Below are 15,777 nucleotides of genomic sequence, written 5' to 3' on the forward strand. Positions count from 1 at the left end.
GGTAAAACAGTCATGGATAGACCGTCAATAAATACCAGCCTCTGGAAAGCCCTGCAAAAGAAACGATAAAAAGGAGCTGCGAAGAAATGATTGACATTTCTCCGCAGCTCCTTTTCATTTCTATATTTATTTCTATAAAATACGTTTATTCCTTTTTAGCCTCTTTTACAGCAGCTTCTTCTTTTGCCTTTTCTTCGGCTTCCATCTTCTTGAAAGCTTCGGTCATTTTGATTCTGCGAATCACTTCCTGACCAGCGGGGCTCTTCAAATAGATAAGGGTCGTTTTCGGGACCATGCGATACACCGTTTCCCAGTCGTCATCAGCCAGCGCTTTGCGGACAGAGGAGGCCGATACAATTTGGTTGCCCTTCTGTTCTCTGGGGATTTCTTTCAGTTCAATGCCGTTCTGGGCAAATACTTCCCGCATGGCATTGTTATAGGCCAGAGTGGTCTTATCCGTCGGTTCTTCTCCCACAAAACGCACAGTAATATTCAATGCCGGTGCAATGCGGGTAGCGAAAACGGTGGCGTCCAGTTTGGTCTGCGCTGCGAGTTCATCGGTACCCTTGATGAAATAGGTGGGGAAAGTGGCATTGGAAATAATGAAATCACCGCCGCTGATTACCTCCACGCCTTTCATATCCCGAACACCCTGTTTAATAAGGGAAAAACGGTCAGAGAACGGGAATATGGACCGGTCTTCCTGCACAGCAAAAATAATCACTTCATCGCAGTTGTTGTGGGCATATTCCACCAGGCTCCTGTGGCCAAGAGTAAAGGGATTGCAGTTCATTACGATGGCACCGCGGTTCTTTCCTTCACCAGTCCCCAGAATAGCCCGAACCCGGCCCAGGTAATCTTCCAGGGTATCCGTGCCCTTTTCCAAAAGGGCCGCATAAGGCTCCGCTACTGCCACGCATTTGAAGCCCATATGCTCAAAAATAGGCACATTCTTCGGTTTTGTGAAAATCTGGTTTCCTGTAACACCCCGGCGGTAGGATTCACCCTGCAGGTTGCGGATAATACGGCGGGTCAGCCCCTTCTTCTGATATTTCTCACTGATGGCAATATCCCGCATGACACGGCCCCCCAGGGAACCGGTGCCGATGAGCTGTCCATCGTCATAAAGGCCCATGGTATAATCAATATTTCCTGTAAAAGTCAGGTCAAAGCCCTTCAAAAACTCTATTACTTTTGCTTTTTCCGAGGGATCGGTCAAAAAGATTTCATGTTCAGTAATCATAGTCCGGACTCCTTTTTAAAAGAACAAAGATGAAATTGTATATTCAAATCTTTGAAGTACTTAATTCTATTTAAATAAATACTTCTATCTGAAGACATTTCCATTATAACATATCATTCTTACATCCTTCAATATTTTTATAACATAAAATCATTATACTATGAAACGTATGTATAAGTTATGTCCTTTAAGGTTTTTCCAGAATTCCTGGATTAAACTGCGTCTGTGACCGCTCAGGTAGAAATGACTCCCTACGATATATCCGCCGCGTACCGGGGCTATGAATCTGCCCGACCTTCAGCCATATCGTCCATATTCCTGCTTTCTGCCCAATCCCGATCCCATCACCTTAAAAAACCCCGGGGCGCCCCCGGGGTTTTTCTTAAGCCTATTATTTCTTTTCTTTGGCTGCTTCCATTTCTTTTTCTTCAATGAAACGGATGGCATCTCCCAGAATGTAAAGGGATCCGCAGATAAGGACAATGTCCCCTGCCCCTGCCTCTTTCGTAGCATCTTCCAGAGCAGCCTTGACAGAAGGTTCTGCCATGAAGGCAGCATCAATCTTCTGGGCTTTGATCATGGCACCGATTTCTTCAGGCTTCCTTGTCCTGGGTGTAGGTGCCTCGCAGGCGAAAACCTTGTCTCCCTTGCGGATAAGAAGCTGAATCACCGTTTCTGTATCCTTGTCAGCCAGAGATGTGAATACAAAGAGGCGGCGTTTATCGGGATACTGTTCCTCCAGCGCTTCCATAAGGGCTTCAGCTCCTGCCGGATTATGAGCACCATCCATGATATAGGTGACGCCTTTTACATCGTGGATTTCAAAGCGTCCCTGCCAGCGGGTCCGGGCCAGACCTTCGCGAAGATCATTTTCATTCACCCGGTCATCCTGCTTCATGATGATAGACAGGGCCATGGTAGCTACTGCTGCATTCACAGCCTGATGAGCTCCTACGAAAGGAACAAAGAGAAGGCTCTTTTCCAGTTCCTTAGGCATATCTTTCCGTTTCACCGTAACTACCTGTCCATGTTTCCAGGGATTTCTGGAATCAATTTCAAAATCCCTGCCGTAGAAATAGATGCGGGATTTTTTTTCATGGGCTTCCTTCTTCAGCTGTTTCAAAGCCACATGCTGGGCTGCAGTAACCACCGGAATGCCTTCTTTGATGATGCCAGCCTTCTGGTGAGCGATTTCCTGAAGGGTATTGCCCAGGTACTTCATGTGGTCCATAGCTACATTGGTAATGACAGAAACCACCGGAAGAATGACATTGGTCGAATCATAAAGTCCGCCCATGCCCACTTCCATAACTGCGTAATCCACTTTCTGTTCTTTGAAATACCAGAAAGCCATGGCCGTCAGAAGTTCAAATTCCGTCGGTGCTTCTACGCCGTCTGCAATGATTTCTTCCGCCGCCTTCCGCACCACGGTAGCTGCTTTGGCAAAGTCTTCTCTGGAAATATCATGGCCGCAGATATAAATCCGTTCGGTGTAGTCCAGCAGATGAGGGGAAATGTAACGCCCCACCCGGAGCTGGGCATTTTCCAGCACGCTGGTAATCATGGCCACCACGCTTCCTTTGCCGTTGGTGCCGGTGACATGAATCACCTTGTAAGCGGTTTCCGGATTTCCCAGTTTCTTCAGCATGGCTTCTATCCGTTCCAGTCCCGGCTTAATGCCAAAGGACGCTGCCTGTTCCAGATAGGCCACTGATTCTTCGTAATTCATAATTTCTCCTTTACATAAGAAGTACTCCCTGATGAAAGGGAGTCTTCGATTGGTTTTGATGATTGCGGCTGAGCCGTGGGTTCTTCACCCTTCAGGCGCATAAGATTCTAAGGCTTAATGAATCCTTTGTGAAGGAAAGAGGATGGCGGCTTCGCCGCAGGCTGTGCCAGCTGACGTTCCGTCACCGCCGGCGGTGCCTGTAAACTTTCCTCCCCGCTAGGGAAGCGCTGATTAAATCGTTGTCTGCTTTTATTCTTGAATTTTTATGCAATGCAAGGAATGGGACGACGCGAATAGCGAGCTATTTAAGGAGTCCCATGACGAAGCAGTGCATAAAAATTCTTATGAAAGCAGACTCTATGAATTAATCAGTGCTTCCCTAAAGTCCCGTCCTGCTTAAGAACCTTTTGCAATCAGAGCTGATCCAGGAACTTCAGACGTTCTTCCAGAGATTTCATCTTTTCTTCGAACTGGGCCAGTTTTTCTTTTTCCTTCTCAACCACTGCTTCAGGTGCTTTAGCCAGGAATCCTTTATTGGCCAGTTTGCCGCTGGTGCGGGCAATATCTTTCTCCAGGGCCGCCTTGTTCTTTGCAATCTTTTCTTTTTCTTTAGCCGTATCAATGAGGCCCTTCAGTTCCAGATAAACTTCCAGACCGGTAACTACGGAAGTCAGTGCGTTTTCCGGTTTCGGTGCATCAGCGGAAAGCAGTTTGATGTCTTCTACATGGCCCAGTTTTTCATAGTATTCCTTATGGTTTTCAATGCAGCCTTTCAGGTCATCCCGGAGAACAGCAATCTGGATGTGGCACATCTTATTGGGTGTTACGTTGGCTTCAGCGCGCATGTTGCGGATAGCCTTGATGGAGTCCATAATCCTTTCAAACTGTTCTGCTTCGTCCTTGAAGCGGAGGTTTTCATCAGCCTTCGGCCAGGGAGCCCTTGCCAGGATTTCGCCTTCATGGGGCAGATGCTGCCAGAGGTGTTCCGTAATGAACGGCATAAATGGATGAAGCAGGGCCAGCATGCGGGTCAGGGTATACACCAGCACGTACTGGGTGACCTTGCGGTCCGTATTATGTTCACCATAGAGACGGGTCTTGGCTGTTTCAATGTACCAGTCGCAGAAATAGTTCCATGCGAAGTTATAAATAGAGTCTGCTGCTTCACCCAGTTCGTATTTATCCAGGTTGGCACTGACATAATCTTCCGTGGCTGCCAGACGGTCAAGAATCCATTTATCTGCCAGAGTGAACTGCGTTTTGTCCGGAACGAAATCTTTATCATAATCGTCCAGGTTCATCAGGGTAAACTTGGTCGCATTCCAGATCTTATTGGCGAAATTCCGATTTCCTTCTACCTTTTCATAGTAGAAACGCATATCGTTGCCGGGCGTATTGCCGGTAACCAGGGTGAAACGAAGGGCATCGGCACCGTATTTGTCGATGACTTCCAGAGGATCAATGCCGTTTCCAAGGGACTTGCTCATCTTGCGGCCCTGGGAATCGCGGACAAGGCCATGAATGAATACATACTTGAATGGAATTTCATGCATGAATTCCATGGACATGAACATCATGCGGGCTACCCAGAAGAAAATGATATCGTAGCCTGTAACCATGGTGGATGTGGGATACCACTGTTTCAAAACCGGTGTCTGGTCAGGCCAGCCCATGGTGGAGAATGGCCACAGGGCAGAGGAGAACCAGGTATCCAGCACGTCCGGATCCTGATGGATATGTTTGCTGCCGCACTTCGGGCATTCGGTCAGATCCGTGCGGGATGCACTGACAGCGCCACAGTCATCGCAGTACCATACCGGAATGCGGTGGCCCCACCAGAGCTGACGGGAAATACACCAGTCATGAATGTTTTCCAGCCACTGAATATAAGTCTTGGAAAAACGTTCAGGAACAAATTTCGTCTTTCCGGAAGTCACTGCTTCCATGGCCGGTCCGGCCAGAGGTTTCATCTTTACAAACCACTGTTTCGTAGTCATTGGTTCCACCACCGTCTTGCAGCGGGAGCAGTGACCTACAGCATGCTTCGTTTCTTCAATTTTTACCAGCAGACCGGCCTTCTTGAAATCTTCAATAATGGCTTTTCTGGCTTCATAGCGGTCCATGCCGCTGTATCTGCCGGCCTTTTCATTCATTGTGCCGTCCTTGTTCATGATGACAATGGTGGGCAGGTCATGGCGCTGGCCTACTTCAAAGTCGTTGGGGTCATGGGCCGGTGTAATCTTCACGCAGCCGGTACCATAGTCCATATCTACATAATCATCAGCAATAATGGGGATTTCGCGATCCGTAGTAGGAAGCTTTACCTTCTTACCTACCAGATGGGCATACCGTTTATCTTCGGGATTCACAGCTACAGCCGTATCGCCTGGAATCGTTTCCGGACGGGTCGTAGCAATTTCTATATATCCGTCTTCTCCTACGATAGGATAATTGAAATACCAGAGATGACCCACTTCGTCCTCATGTTCTACTTCAATATCAGAGAGTGCCGTCTGGCAGCGGGGGCACCAGTTAGTAATGCGGAATCCCTGATAGATAAGACCTTTTTCGTAGAGAGAAACAAAAACTTCACGGACAGCCCGGGCGCATACATCGTCCATGGTAAACCGTTCCCGTTTCCAGTCGCAGGAAGAGCCGAGACGGCGAATCTGCAGTCCAATGCGGTTTCCGAATTTTTCCTTCCACTGCCATACTCTTTCCAAGAATTTTTCACGGCCCAGATCGTACTTATTGAGACCTTCCTCGGCAATCTGCTTTTCCACCTTCACCTGGGTAGCAATACCTGCATGGTCCTTGCCCGGCAGCCAGAGTACGTTGTAGCCCTGCATTCTTTTATAACGAATAAGGATATCCTGCAGTGTATTATCCAGGGCATGACCCATATGCAGCTGGCCTGTTACGTTTGGCGGCGGCAGCACAATGCTGTATGGTTCCTTGGAAGGATCCGGTTCATCATGAAATACATCATGATCCTCCCAGAACTTATACCACTTCTGCTCAATCGCAGCGGGGTCATATTTGCCAAGATCTTCAAAATCTGCCATATTTTTCACTCCTAAAAATAAAAAATCTCCTCCATCCCATAGGACGAAAGAGTGCTTCCGCGGTACCACCTAAATAATCATACATGATCGCTCATTTGCGTATAACGTGCGCCACGGGCATAAGCCGGCTCCGGGGTGACCCGCTGCTTCATCCTTACCGCCTTTCCACCATCGGCAGCTCTCTAAAAATTCATCCGCAGCTTCTTCCCATCTCTGCTTTTACATATGATATGAAATATCATAGCAGGATTCAAAATGAAATGCAAGGGGTGGAAATGAAAAGTAAGGGCCGCAAAGCAGCCCTCACTTTTCAGAAGGTTCACAGGATTGACAAGCGCTTTGCGTCTGCGAGCTGTGGTGTCACCCTCGGAGTGCCACCTAAGGAAGCACTGATTAATTCATAGAGTTTTCTTTTATAAGAATTTTTATGCACTGTTTCGTCATGGGCTTCCTTAAATAGCTCGCTATTCGCGTCAGCCCATTCCTCGCATTGCATAAAAATTCAAGAATAAAAGCAAACAATGATTTAATCAGCGCTTCCCTAAAAGAGACTGTGAAGAAATGATTTACATTTTTTCACAGCCTCTGATTACGTGATCACCTTCCCGCCTGATATGGTCATTCTAAGCCGCCGGTGAGAAATCCTGATACAACAGTGAATCAACTGATGGTACATGCCAGCCTAAGATAAATCTCAAAGTCTGATGTCTATCATCTACTCTTGAATCCCCGCTCTTCTCAGAAATTCTTCTTCATTAATGACAGGGATATTCTTTGCCCTTGCCTTTTCCAGCTTGCTCCCTGCATCAGCACCAGCCACCACCAGAGTGGTTTTTCCGGTAATAGAAGACTGGGTATCTCCACCCTGCTGTTTGATGATCTCACTGGCTTCTCTCCTTCCCATGGCAGAGAGTTTACCGGTAAGAACCACCATTTCTCCAGCAAAAGCCTGACCTGCAGGGATTTCCTTGATTTCTTCCATAAGAACACCGGCATCTTTGAGTTTATTAATAACAGCCAGGTTCTTCACATCGTGGAGATAATCATAAAGGCTTGTGGCTATCACTTTACCTATACCTTCAGTTTCCTGAATTTCATCAATGGAAGCGGCAATAATGGCATCCATGGTATGGAAACGGGCGGTGATGAGTTCGGCTCCTTTCGCTCCCAGAAAACGGACTCCCAGACCGAAGAGAAGTTTGGCAAGGCCTCTTCCCTTGCTGTCCGAAATAGCAGCAGCCAGGTTGGCAGCACTTTTTTCGCCCATACGCTCCATCTGTTCCATATCTTCCTGTTTCAACCGATAGAAGTCACCAGGGTCATTGACCAGACGGGCAGCCAGGAGACTGTCCACCACCGAGGGTCCCATCCCTTCGATGTCCATGGCATCACGGGAAGCAAAGTGAATAAGCTTTTCCCGTACCACGCCGCCGCAGTTGGGATTTGTGCACCGATAAGCGGCTTCTCCTTCGATGCGGTGCACCGGCTCACCGCAGATAGGACAGGTCTTTGGCATTTCAAAGATTTCTTCTTTTCCCGTGCGCTTATTCTTGAGCACTGTGGAGATTTCAGGAATAATTTCCCCTGCCTTGTAAATCATGACATGATCTCCCACCCGAATGTCTTTTTCATGGATAAAATCCATGTTGTGGAGGGTAGCCCGTTTCACGGTAGTGCCTGCCAGATGCACAGGGGTAAGGTCCGCCGACGGAGTAAGAACGCCGGTACGACCCATGGTAACAATGATACGCTCTACCTTGGTTTCCACTTCTTCCGGCGGGTACTTATAAGCCATTGCCCACTTGGGATCTTTCACCGTAGCCCCCAGCTGATTCTGCTGGGCGAAATCGTTCACTTTGATGACCATACCATCGGTGTCATAGCCCAGGTCGTGACGCTTGACTTCCCATTCATTGACGCCTTTAATAACGCCTTCGATGGAGTCCCATTTCCGATAATTCGGATTCACCTGAAAATGGAACGCTTCCAGCTGCTTAAGCAGTTCTTCCTGGGAATGAATTTCCAGTCCCTGCATATCCCCCAGTGCATAAGCAAAGAAGGCCAGGTTCCGGGAAGCGGTGACATGGGGATCCAGCTGGCGCAGCGAGCCGGCTGCTGCATTCCGGCAGTTGGCAAAAGGCATGAGCCCTGCTTCATCCCTTTCCTCATTCAGGGTGATGAAGCTTTTTCTGGGCATATACACTTCACCTCTCACTTCCATGTAGGGCGGTGCATTTTCAATGTAAAGAGGAATGGTGTGAATGGTTTTGACGTTGGCCGTCACATCTTCCCCTACTCTGCCGTCGCCTCGGGTAAGTCCCTGGACCAGGCTGCCATTTTCGTAAATAAGATTCATGGAAAGGCCATCAATTTTAAGTTCCGTAATATATTCCACGGAGTTTACACCAAGGCCTTCCTTCACCCTGCGGTCAAAATCCCGAAGTTCATCGGCACTGAAAGCATTGGCCAGGCTCAGCATGGGCTTGCGGAAACGGACTTTTCCAAAATCGTCGGATGCTTTGCCCCCTACCCTCTGGGTAGGAGAATCGGGAGTCACCAGTTCCGGATATTCCTTTTCCAAATCCACCAGCTGACGATAGAGGTGGTCAAATTCATAATCCGTAATTTCCGGAGCATCTTTCACATAGTACAGGTAGCTGTGATGGCGGATTTCCTTCCGGAGTTCCTGCACCTTTTTCCTGATTTCTTCAGTTGCCATAGAAATGCCTCTATTCTTCCTTCCTAATGGGCGCAAAGGTCACCATGAGCTGGCGCACCTTACCCTGAAAATCCACTTTAATCATCATATTCTTGTCTTTTCCCATAACTGACACCACTTTTCCCTTTCCCCAAAGGTTATGAACAGCGGTATCTCCCACTTTCCAGTCATATCGAGCATTTGTGCCGGCTTTTTTGGGTTTGTTCACCACAGCGGAGTCAGAAAGAGCATAGCGGCTCCTGCTTTCATTGTGCCAGCGGCCGACACTTTTGATGGTCTCCTGCTTTCTATCGCTGCCCACGTGGTCGATAAGGTCAGATGGGATTTCTTCCAAGAAACGGCTGGCCGCATAGGGTTTCATCTGTCCATACATGGTGCGCATATGGGCATTGCAGAGGTAAAGCTCCTTCTTTGCCCTGGTAATGGCCACGTAACAGAGACGACGTTCTTCTTCCAGGCGGGATTCTTCCATAAGGGAGCGGACGCCGGGGAAAATGCCTTCGTCCATGCCAGGCAGAAATACTACCGGGAATTCCAGGCCCTTGGCGCTGTGCATGGTCATTAGAGTGACTTTGTCATCTGTTTCTTCATAGCCGTCCACATCGTTTACCAGAGCCACCTGTTCCAGAAATTCAGCCAATCCTTCTCCCGGATGGGTGGTGGTGAAGTCCTTGGCCACAGAAAGAAGTTCGCCCAGGTTTTCTTCCCTGCTCTGGGCCTGGGGATCATCGCTTTCCTGCAGTTGTACCAAATATTTTGTATCGGTTAGAATTTTCTGAATCAGGTCAAAAATATTCATCTCTGTAGAAGCATTCAGAAAATCAAAGATAAGAGCGCTGAAATTCTGCAGCTTCAGCTGGGCGGAAGCGGAAATGGGAGAACCCTCCAGAGCCATAATGCCTTCAAACATGGACATGTTCCCGCTATTGGCATAATCCGTCAGCTTCTGCACAGTGGTGGCTCCAATCCCCCGTTTGGGCACATTGATGATGCGGGTAAGGCTGATGTTATCCCTGAAATTATTAATGACCTTGAGATAAGCCATAATATCCCTGATTTCCGCACGGTCATAGAATCTGGTCCCCCCTACCATGGTATAGCCGATGCCTCGCTTCACCAGGGTCTCTTCCAATACACGAGACTGAGCATTCATACGGTAGAGCACTGCCATATTTCCATAAGGCACATGGTCCTCATCATGCTTTTTCTTCATAGTGTTCACAATGAATTCCGCTTCATTGTGTTCATCCATGGCAGTATACCACTGCAGGTGGGCACCACCCCGCTGCTCGGTCCATAGTTTCTTGGAAGGGCGATCCGGGTTATTTTCAATCACCGCATTAGCAGCGTCAAGAATGGTCTGCGTGGAGCGATAGTTCTGCTCCAGCTTGATAATCCTGGCCTTGGGATAGTCCGATTTGAAATCCATAATATTTCGAAGATCCGCACCGCGCCAGGAGTAAATACTCTGGTCTGCATCGCCTACAGCGCAGATATTCTGAAGGCTTCCGGCAATGTATTTCGCCATCAGGTACTGCGCGTGGTTCGTATCCTGGTATTCGTCGATAAGGATATAATGGAAGCGATCCTGCCAGCGCCTGCGGATGGTTTCATTGGCCAGAAGAGCAGTGGTAATGAAGAGAAGATCGTCGAAATCAAGGGCATTGTTCTGCTTCATATGTTTGTCATAGAGATCATACACATCCGCTGCTTTCTGGTTATAGAAATTTCCTCCTGCCTGACGGCGGAAAGCCTGGGGGCTGAGAAGCTGATTTTTAGCCGTAGAAATACTGCTCTGGATGGACCGGGGCTGAAACTGCTTATCATCCAGATTCAGTTCCTTCAGTACATTCTTCACCAGCTGTTTGGAATCATCAGAATCGTAAATGGTGAATTTATCGGTATAGGGTGGATAATTGTTGATTTCCCGGCGGAGGAAACGGGCGCCGAAGGAATGGAAGGTATACATCCAGATTTTGTCTGCTGCCGGCCCGACCAGACTGTGAACACGATCCCGCATTTCCTTAGCTGCTTTATTGGTAAAAGTAATGGCCAGGATTTCACTGGGGCGGATGCCCAGAGAAAGCATGTAGGCAATCCGGCAGGTCAGAGCCTTTGTTTTACCGGAACCGGCGCCGGCCATAATCAGTACCGGTCCCTCCACCTGCTTAACTGCTTCCAGCTGGCGATCATTTAATGTATGTAAAAAATCTGTCATTCTTACTCCTTTGTTTGTTAGTAACAGTGGGTTAGTGGGCTGGCGGGCCTATGCAAAGCCCCGATAAAAAGAAAAACTCATATATGACAGAGTCATGTATGAGTTCTTCCTCCGCAAATCACCGGCAGCATACCGGGGATTCCAGGATTTTATTATTCTCCATATACCTTCAGGAGGAACGGAGCCACCTGTTTTTTACGGGACATGACTTTCGGCAGGTAAATCATACCATTTTCTGCCTTCTTGCCAAATGCCTTTTCAGCAGCATCTTTGGCACCTTCTGTAAACCAGAGATAGGTATCTTCTGTCAGAATATTGGTTACCATAAGATAGGAAGCTTCGTATTTCTTTTCTGCCTTGGTATCTTCCAGGGCTTTCATAATATCTGCTTTCTTTGCGTTAATCGGTTCTACATCCATAACGGAAATCTGTCCGCAGGAGAAGGTCTTTCCGCCTGCTTCAAACTCCTTGGTGTCGTTGTGAGCCAGTTTTTCAGCCGGATAGTCAGAAATATCAGCGCCGGCCTTCAGCATGTCCATGCCGTACTTTTCATAGTCTACGCCGGCAATTTCAGCCAGTTCCTTCACTGCTTTCTTATCTTCTTCCGTGCAGGTAGGAGAACGGAAGAGAACCGTATCAGAAATAATGGCAGAGAGCATCATACCTGCCACTTCTTTGGACGGTTTTACGCCGTTCTGTTTATAGAGTCCGTAAATAACAGTATTCACACAGCCTACCGGACGAATAAGGATAAAGATAGGGCTCTCCGTTTCAAAATCACCCAGGCGGTGATGATCGATGAGTTCCAGTACATCTGCATCTTTAATGCCGTCTACGCACTGTTTGGATTCATTGTGGTCTACCAGAATGATTTTTGTCTTTTCGTCGGATTCGCTCTTTCTTGCCACGCTGGTCAGAAGAACCGGTGCTTCTACCTTGAAATAGTCAAGGGCGAATTTCGTTTCCTTATTCGGTTCCCCTGCTCTGGCTGCTACTGCATCCATTCCCAGCTGTCTTTTCAGATAGGAATAGGAAATAGCAGCGGCAATGCTGTCAGTATCCGGGGATTTATGTCCTGTTACATATACTTTGCTCATTCTATCGCTCCTTTAAACCAATGATGAATGGGTTCATAATCACTTTCCCCATTATACCATGAAGAGACAAAGGGGGCAAAGATTCTCCCGTTCGAAGTAAGCTCTGCGTTGAAGGTTCTGAAAATGCAGCGAAGAAAAGTTTTAAGGAAGCGCTGATTAAATCATTGTTTGCTTTTATTCTTGAATTTTTATGCAATGCGAGGAATGGGCTGACGCGAATAGCGAGCTATTTAAGGAAGCCCATGACGAAACAGTGCATAAAAATTCTTATAAAAGAAAACTCTATGAATTAATCAGTGCTTCCTTAAAGCTTCCCACCGGCTTTCAGGCAATAAGTCCTATAGGCTTGAGCCGCCTTCTTTTACTCACGCAGCGCAGAAATCCCCGGCACCAGGCCGGGGATTCTGCGTTTATTTTCAGCTTATTCAAACCGTTTCATTCTATGAGAAAGAGCACTGCTTCCGTAGAAAGAATCGGCGTCCAGGTCTTCTTCAATACGGAGAAGCTGGTTATACTTGGCCACTCTTTCTGTCCGTCCGGGAGCACCGGTCTTAATCTGGCCGGCATTGAGAGCCACGGCTACATCAGCAATGGTGGTATCGGCAGTTTCGCCGGAGCGATGGGAAATCACGGCAGTGTATCCGCAGCGCTGAGCCATCTGCACAGCTTCAAAAGTTTCAGTCAGGGTGCCGATCTGGTTCAGCTTGATGAGAATGGAGTTAGCCACGCCCAGATGAATGCCTTTGGAGAGGCGTTTGGTATTGGTAACAAAGAGGTCATCTCCTACCAGCTGTACTTTTTTACCCAGGGCGTCTGTGAGTTTCTTCCAGCCATCCCAGTCCTCTTCTCCCAGGCCGTCTTCAATGGAGATAATAGGATATTCATCAATGAGCTTTTCGTAGAATGCAATCATTTCATCAGCCGTTTTGGCGGTATGGTCTCCTGCCAGGTGGTAGAGGCCATCGTCGCCAAGAAGTTCAGAGGCTGCTACATCAGTAGCAAGAACCACATCTTTACCTGCGGTATAGCCTGCTTTTTCAATGGCTTCACAGATCACTTCCATGGCTGCTTCATTGGAGGGAAGGTCTGGTGCATAACCGCCTTCGTCACCTACGGCAGTGGACAGTCCCTTCTTCTTCAGTACATCTTTCAGGGCATGATAGATTTCAGCGCACATGCGCAGACCTTCGTGGAAGCTGGGAGCACCGACAGGCATAATCATGCTTTCCTGGATGTCCACATTGTTGTCTGCATGAGCACCACCGTTCATGATATTCATCATAGGTACCGGCAGGTTATGGGCATTCACACCGCCCAGATACTGGTACAGTGGAAGGCCGGCAGAAGCAGCAGCTGCATGAGCAGCAGCCAGGGATACACCCAGAATGGCATTGGCTCCAAGGCGGCTCTTGTTTTCCGTACCATCCAGATTGATGAGGATGTGGTCAAGGCCTCTCTGATCGCTGGCATCCCAGCCGAGCACGGCATCAGCGATTTCGCTGTTTACATTGTTTACCGCCTTCAGGACTCCTTTACCGTTGTACCGGCTTTTGTCGCCATCTCTAAGTTCAGTAGCCTCAAACATGCCAGTAGATGCACCGGAGGGAACGGCGGCCCTGGCAAAGGTGCCATCTTCCAATGTCATTTCTACTTCTACTGTGGGATTTCCCCTGGAATCCAAAATTTCTCTTGCGTGCAAATCAGTAATTGCTGCCATGCTTTATTCCTCCTGTAATTTTTTCAGTATGGTTATCAGGCTTGTTATCAGGCTTTATTATAAATATCAATCATTGTGTCCGGCTTCAGGCTGGCGCCGCCAATCAAGGCACCGTCAATATTTTTCTGCTTCAGGAAATGGGAAATATTATCTCCATTCACAGAACCGCCATAAAGGATACGGACCTCATCAGCTGCTTTCTTTCCTGCCGCCTCTTTCACGGTTTTACGAATAAAGGATGCGATTTCTTCCGCATCTTTGGGAGTAGCAGCCTGACCGGAGCCGATGGCCCAGATAGGTTCATAGGCAATGACCATTTTAGCTGTTTCCTCTTTGGAAAGTGCAAAAAGAGCTGTCCTGATTTCGCTTCCAATTCGTTCCTCCGTCTGGCCTTCCTTTCTTTCTTCTTCCGTTTCCCCTACGCAGAGAATAGGAATCATGTCATTTTCCAGCACCGCTTTCACTTTACGGGCCACAAATTCATCACTTTCTCCCAGAATCTGGCGCCGTTCGGAATGGCCGCAGATGACATAGCTGCAGCCTAGGTCCTTCAGCATAGGCGCCGAGATTTCTCCTGTAAATGCTCCCTTTTCTTCGGGATACACATTCTGGGCCCCCCAACGAATGGAGGAGCGGTCCAAAAAGAAACGGGCTATGGGAATATCAGTAAAGGGAGGACAGAAAAGAAGCTCGGTCCCTTCCTTTTTCTGTATTTTGAAGGCTTTGAAAAATTTCTCAGCTTCTGTTACTGTGAGATTCATTTTCCAGTTGCCTGCAATCAGGGTTTTACGCAAACAGAATCACTCCTTATCCGCCAGTACTGCCACGCCGGGAAGGACCATGCCTTCCAGCATTTCCAGGGAGGCGCCGCCGCCGGTGGATACATGGGAGAACTTGTCTTCAATGCCCAGCTGGTCCACAACGGATGCGGACTCGCCTCCGCCGATGACGGTGGTGGCATCAAGGTCTGCCATAGCTTCTGCAATGGCAAAGGTGCCTTTAGCAAAGGGTTTCATTTCAAATACACCCATGGGACCGTTCCATACCACGGTTTTCATTTTCTTCAGTGTTTCCACATAAAGTTCAATCGTCTTAGGACCGATATCCAGTGCCATCCAGGGGCTCTTGAATTCCGATGCCGAAAGGACTTTTGTCTTCGCTTTTTCAGAGAAGGAATCTCCAGCCATAAAGTCCACTGGGAGCATAATTTCGGAACCCATTTCATGAGCCTTTTTCATCAGGTTTCTGGCCAAATCGAAACGGTCCCTGTCCTGAAGGGACTGGCCCATGTCATATCCCTGGGCAGCCACAAATGTATTAGCCATGCCGCCGCCGATGAGGATGACATCAGCCTTTTCCATGAGGTTGGCAATAACCTGGATTTTATCACTGATTTTAGCCCCGCCGATAATGGCTGCAAAAGGTCTTTCCGGATGTTCGATGACGCCATCGAGAAAATCAATTTCCTTCTTTAATAAAAGGCCGGACACCATGGGCATCAGCCTGCCCACCCCTACCACAGAGGCATGGGTACGGTGAGATACGCCGAAAGCATCGTTAACTGCCAGGCTGCAGCCGTCAGCAAGGGCTTTGGCAAATTCGGGATCATTCTTCTCTTCTTCCTTATGGAAACGAAGATTTTCAAGAAGAAGCACCTGTCCCGGTTTAAGGCTTTTCTTCATGGCAGAGGCCTTGTCCCCTATGCAGTCATCAGCAAAGAGTACTTCCTGGTGAAGAAGTTCGGACAGCCGCTTGGCACAGGGAGAAAGAGACAGCTCTTTGACCACTGCTCCCTTGGGACGCCCCATATGACTTGCCAGTACCACAGCAGCCCCCTGGTCCAGGAGGTAGCGGATGGTAGGAATGGTAGCCCGTATCCGGCGGTCATCAAGGATATGACCTTCCTTATCATGGGGCACATTATAGTCCACACGGACATACACTGTTTTTCCTTCCGGTTTCAAATCATATACGGTCTGCTTGTTCATA

At 48.2% G+C, this 15,777-nt stretch carries 9 protein-coding genes; all 9 read right to left on the reverse strand.

Features of this window, described 5'->3' with window-relative positions; all coding sequences use genetic code 11:
- Window positions 1-145: 145 nt before the first annotated feature.
- Window positions 146-1,243: a [citrate (pro-3S)-lyase] ligase gene (citC, locus tag HMPREF9453_RS03895; protein ID WP_008859270.1), complete on the reverse strand. Its 1,098-nt coding sequence runs from the start codon at window positions 1,241-1,243 to the stop codon at window positions 146-148.
- A gap of 391 nt (window positions 1,244-1,634) precedes the next feature.
- A complete protein-coding gene (locus tag HMPREF9453_RS03900) occupies window positions 1,635-2,972 on the reverse strand; it encodes a bifunctional folylpolyglutamate synthase/dihydrofolate synthase (RefSeq protein WP_008859271.1) in 1,338 nt (445 codons plus the stop codon).
- 413 nt (window positions 2,973-3,385) lie between these two features.
- Window positions 3,386-6,037 carry a valine--tRNA ligase gene (locus HMPREF9453_RS03905; RefSeq protein WP_008859272.1) on the reverse strand — a complete coding sequence of 884 codons (2,652 nt, stop codon included), beginning with the start codon at window positions 6,035-6,037 and terminating at the stop codon, window positions 3,386-3,388.
- Between the two features lie 715 nt (window positions 6,038-6,752).
- Window positions 6,753-8,756: an NAD-dependent DNA ligase LigA gene (gene ligA, locus HMPREF9453_RS03915; RefSeq protein ID WP_008859274.1), complete on the reverse strand. Its 2,004-nt coding sequence runs from the start codon at window positions 8,754-8,756 to the stop codon at window positions 6,753-6,755.
- A 10-nt stretch (window positions 8,757-8,766) separates the two neighbouring features.
- Window positions 8,767-10,974 (reverse strand): DNA helicase PcrA, encoded by a 2,208-nt coding sequence (pcrA, locus tag HMPREF9453_RS03920; protein WP_008859275.1) that lies wholly within the window; start codon window positions 10,972-10,974, stop codon window positions 8,767-8,769.
- A 152-nt stretch (window positions 10,975-11,126) separates the two neighbouring features.
- On the reverse strand, window positions 11,127-12,071 hold the full coding sequence (locus tag HMPREF9453_RS03925) for a manganese-dependent inorganic pyrophosphatase (RefSeq protein ID WP_008859276.1): 945 nt from the start codon (window positions 12,069-12,071) through the stop codon (window positions 11,127-11,129).
- 421 nt (window positions 12,072-12,492) lie between these two features.
- On the reverse strand, window positions 12,493-13,788 hold the full coding sequence (gene eno, locus HMPREF9453_RS03930) for a phosphopyruvate hydratase (protein WP_008859277.1): 1,296 nt from the start codon (window positions 13,786-13,788) through the stop codon (window positions 12,493-12,495).
- Window positions 13,789-13,835: 47 nt separating this feature from the next.
- Window positions 13,836-14,582 (reverse strand): triose-phosphate isomerase, encoded by a 747-nt coding sequence (tpiA, locus tag HMPREF9453_RS11440; RefSeq protein WP_008859278.1) that lies wholly within the window; start codon window positions 14,580-14,582, stop codon window positions 13,836-13,838.
- A gap of 6 nt (window positions 14,583-14,588) precedes the next feature.
- Window positions 14,589-15,776, reverse strand: coding sequence for a phosphoglycerate kinase (locus HMPREF9453_RS11445; protein ID WP_008859279.1), 1,188 nt, complete (start codon window positions 15,774-15,776; stop codon window positions 14,589-14,591).
- Between the last annotated feature and the right edge of the window lies 1 nt (window position 15,777).

The organism is Dialister succinatiphilus YIT 11850, assembly GCF_000242435.1.
Classification (GTDB): Bacteria; Bacillota; Negativicutes; order Veillonellales; family Dialisteraceae; genus Dialister; species Dialister succinatiphilus.

Coding starts and splice junctions, on each gene's coding strand:
- citC (WP_008859270.1), bottom strand. CDS start 1,243: ATGATTACTGAACATGAAATCTTTTTGACCGATCCCTCGGAAAAAGCA.
- HMPREF9453_RS03900 (WP_008859271.1), bottom strand. CDS start 2,972: ATGAATTACGAAGAATCAGTGGCCTATCTGGAACAGGCAGCGTCCTTT.
- HMPREF9453_RS03905 (WP_008859272.1), bottom strand. CDS start 6,037: ATGGCAGATTTTGAAGATCTTGGCAAATATGACCCCGCTGCGATTGAG.
- ligA (WP_008859274.1), bottom strand. CDS start 8,756: ATGGCAACTGAAGAAATCAGGAAAAAGGTGCAGGAACTCCGGAAGGAA.
- pcrA (WP_008859275.1), bottom strand. CDS start 10,974: ATGACAGATTTTTTACATACATTAAATGATCGCCAGCTGGAAGCAGTT.
- HMPREF9453_RS03925 (WP_008859276.1), bottom strand. CDS start 12,071: ATGAGCAAAGTATATGTAACAGGACATAAATCCCCGGATACTGACAGC.
- eno (WP_008859277.1), bottom strand. CDS start 13,788: ATGGCAGCAATTACTGATTTGCACGCAAGAGAAATTTTGGATTCCAGG.
- HMPREF9453_RS11445 (WP_008859279.1), bottom strand. CDS start 15,776: ATGAACAAGCAGACCGTATATGATTTGAAACCGGAAGGAAAAACAGTG.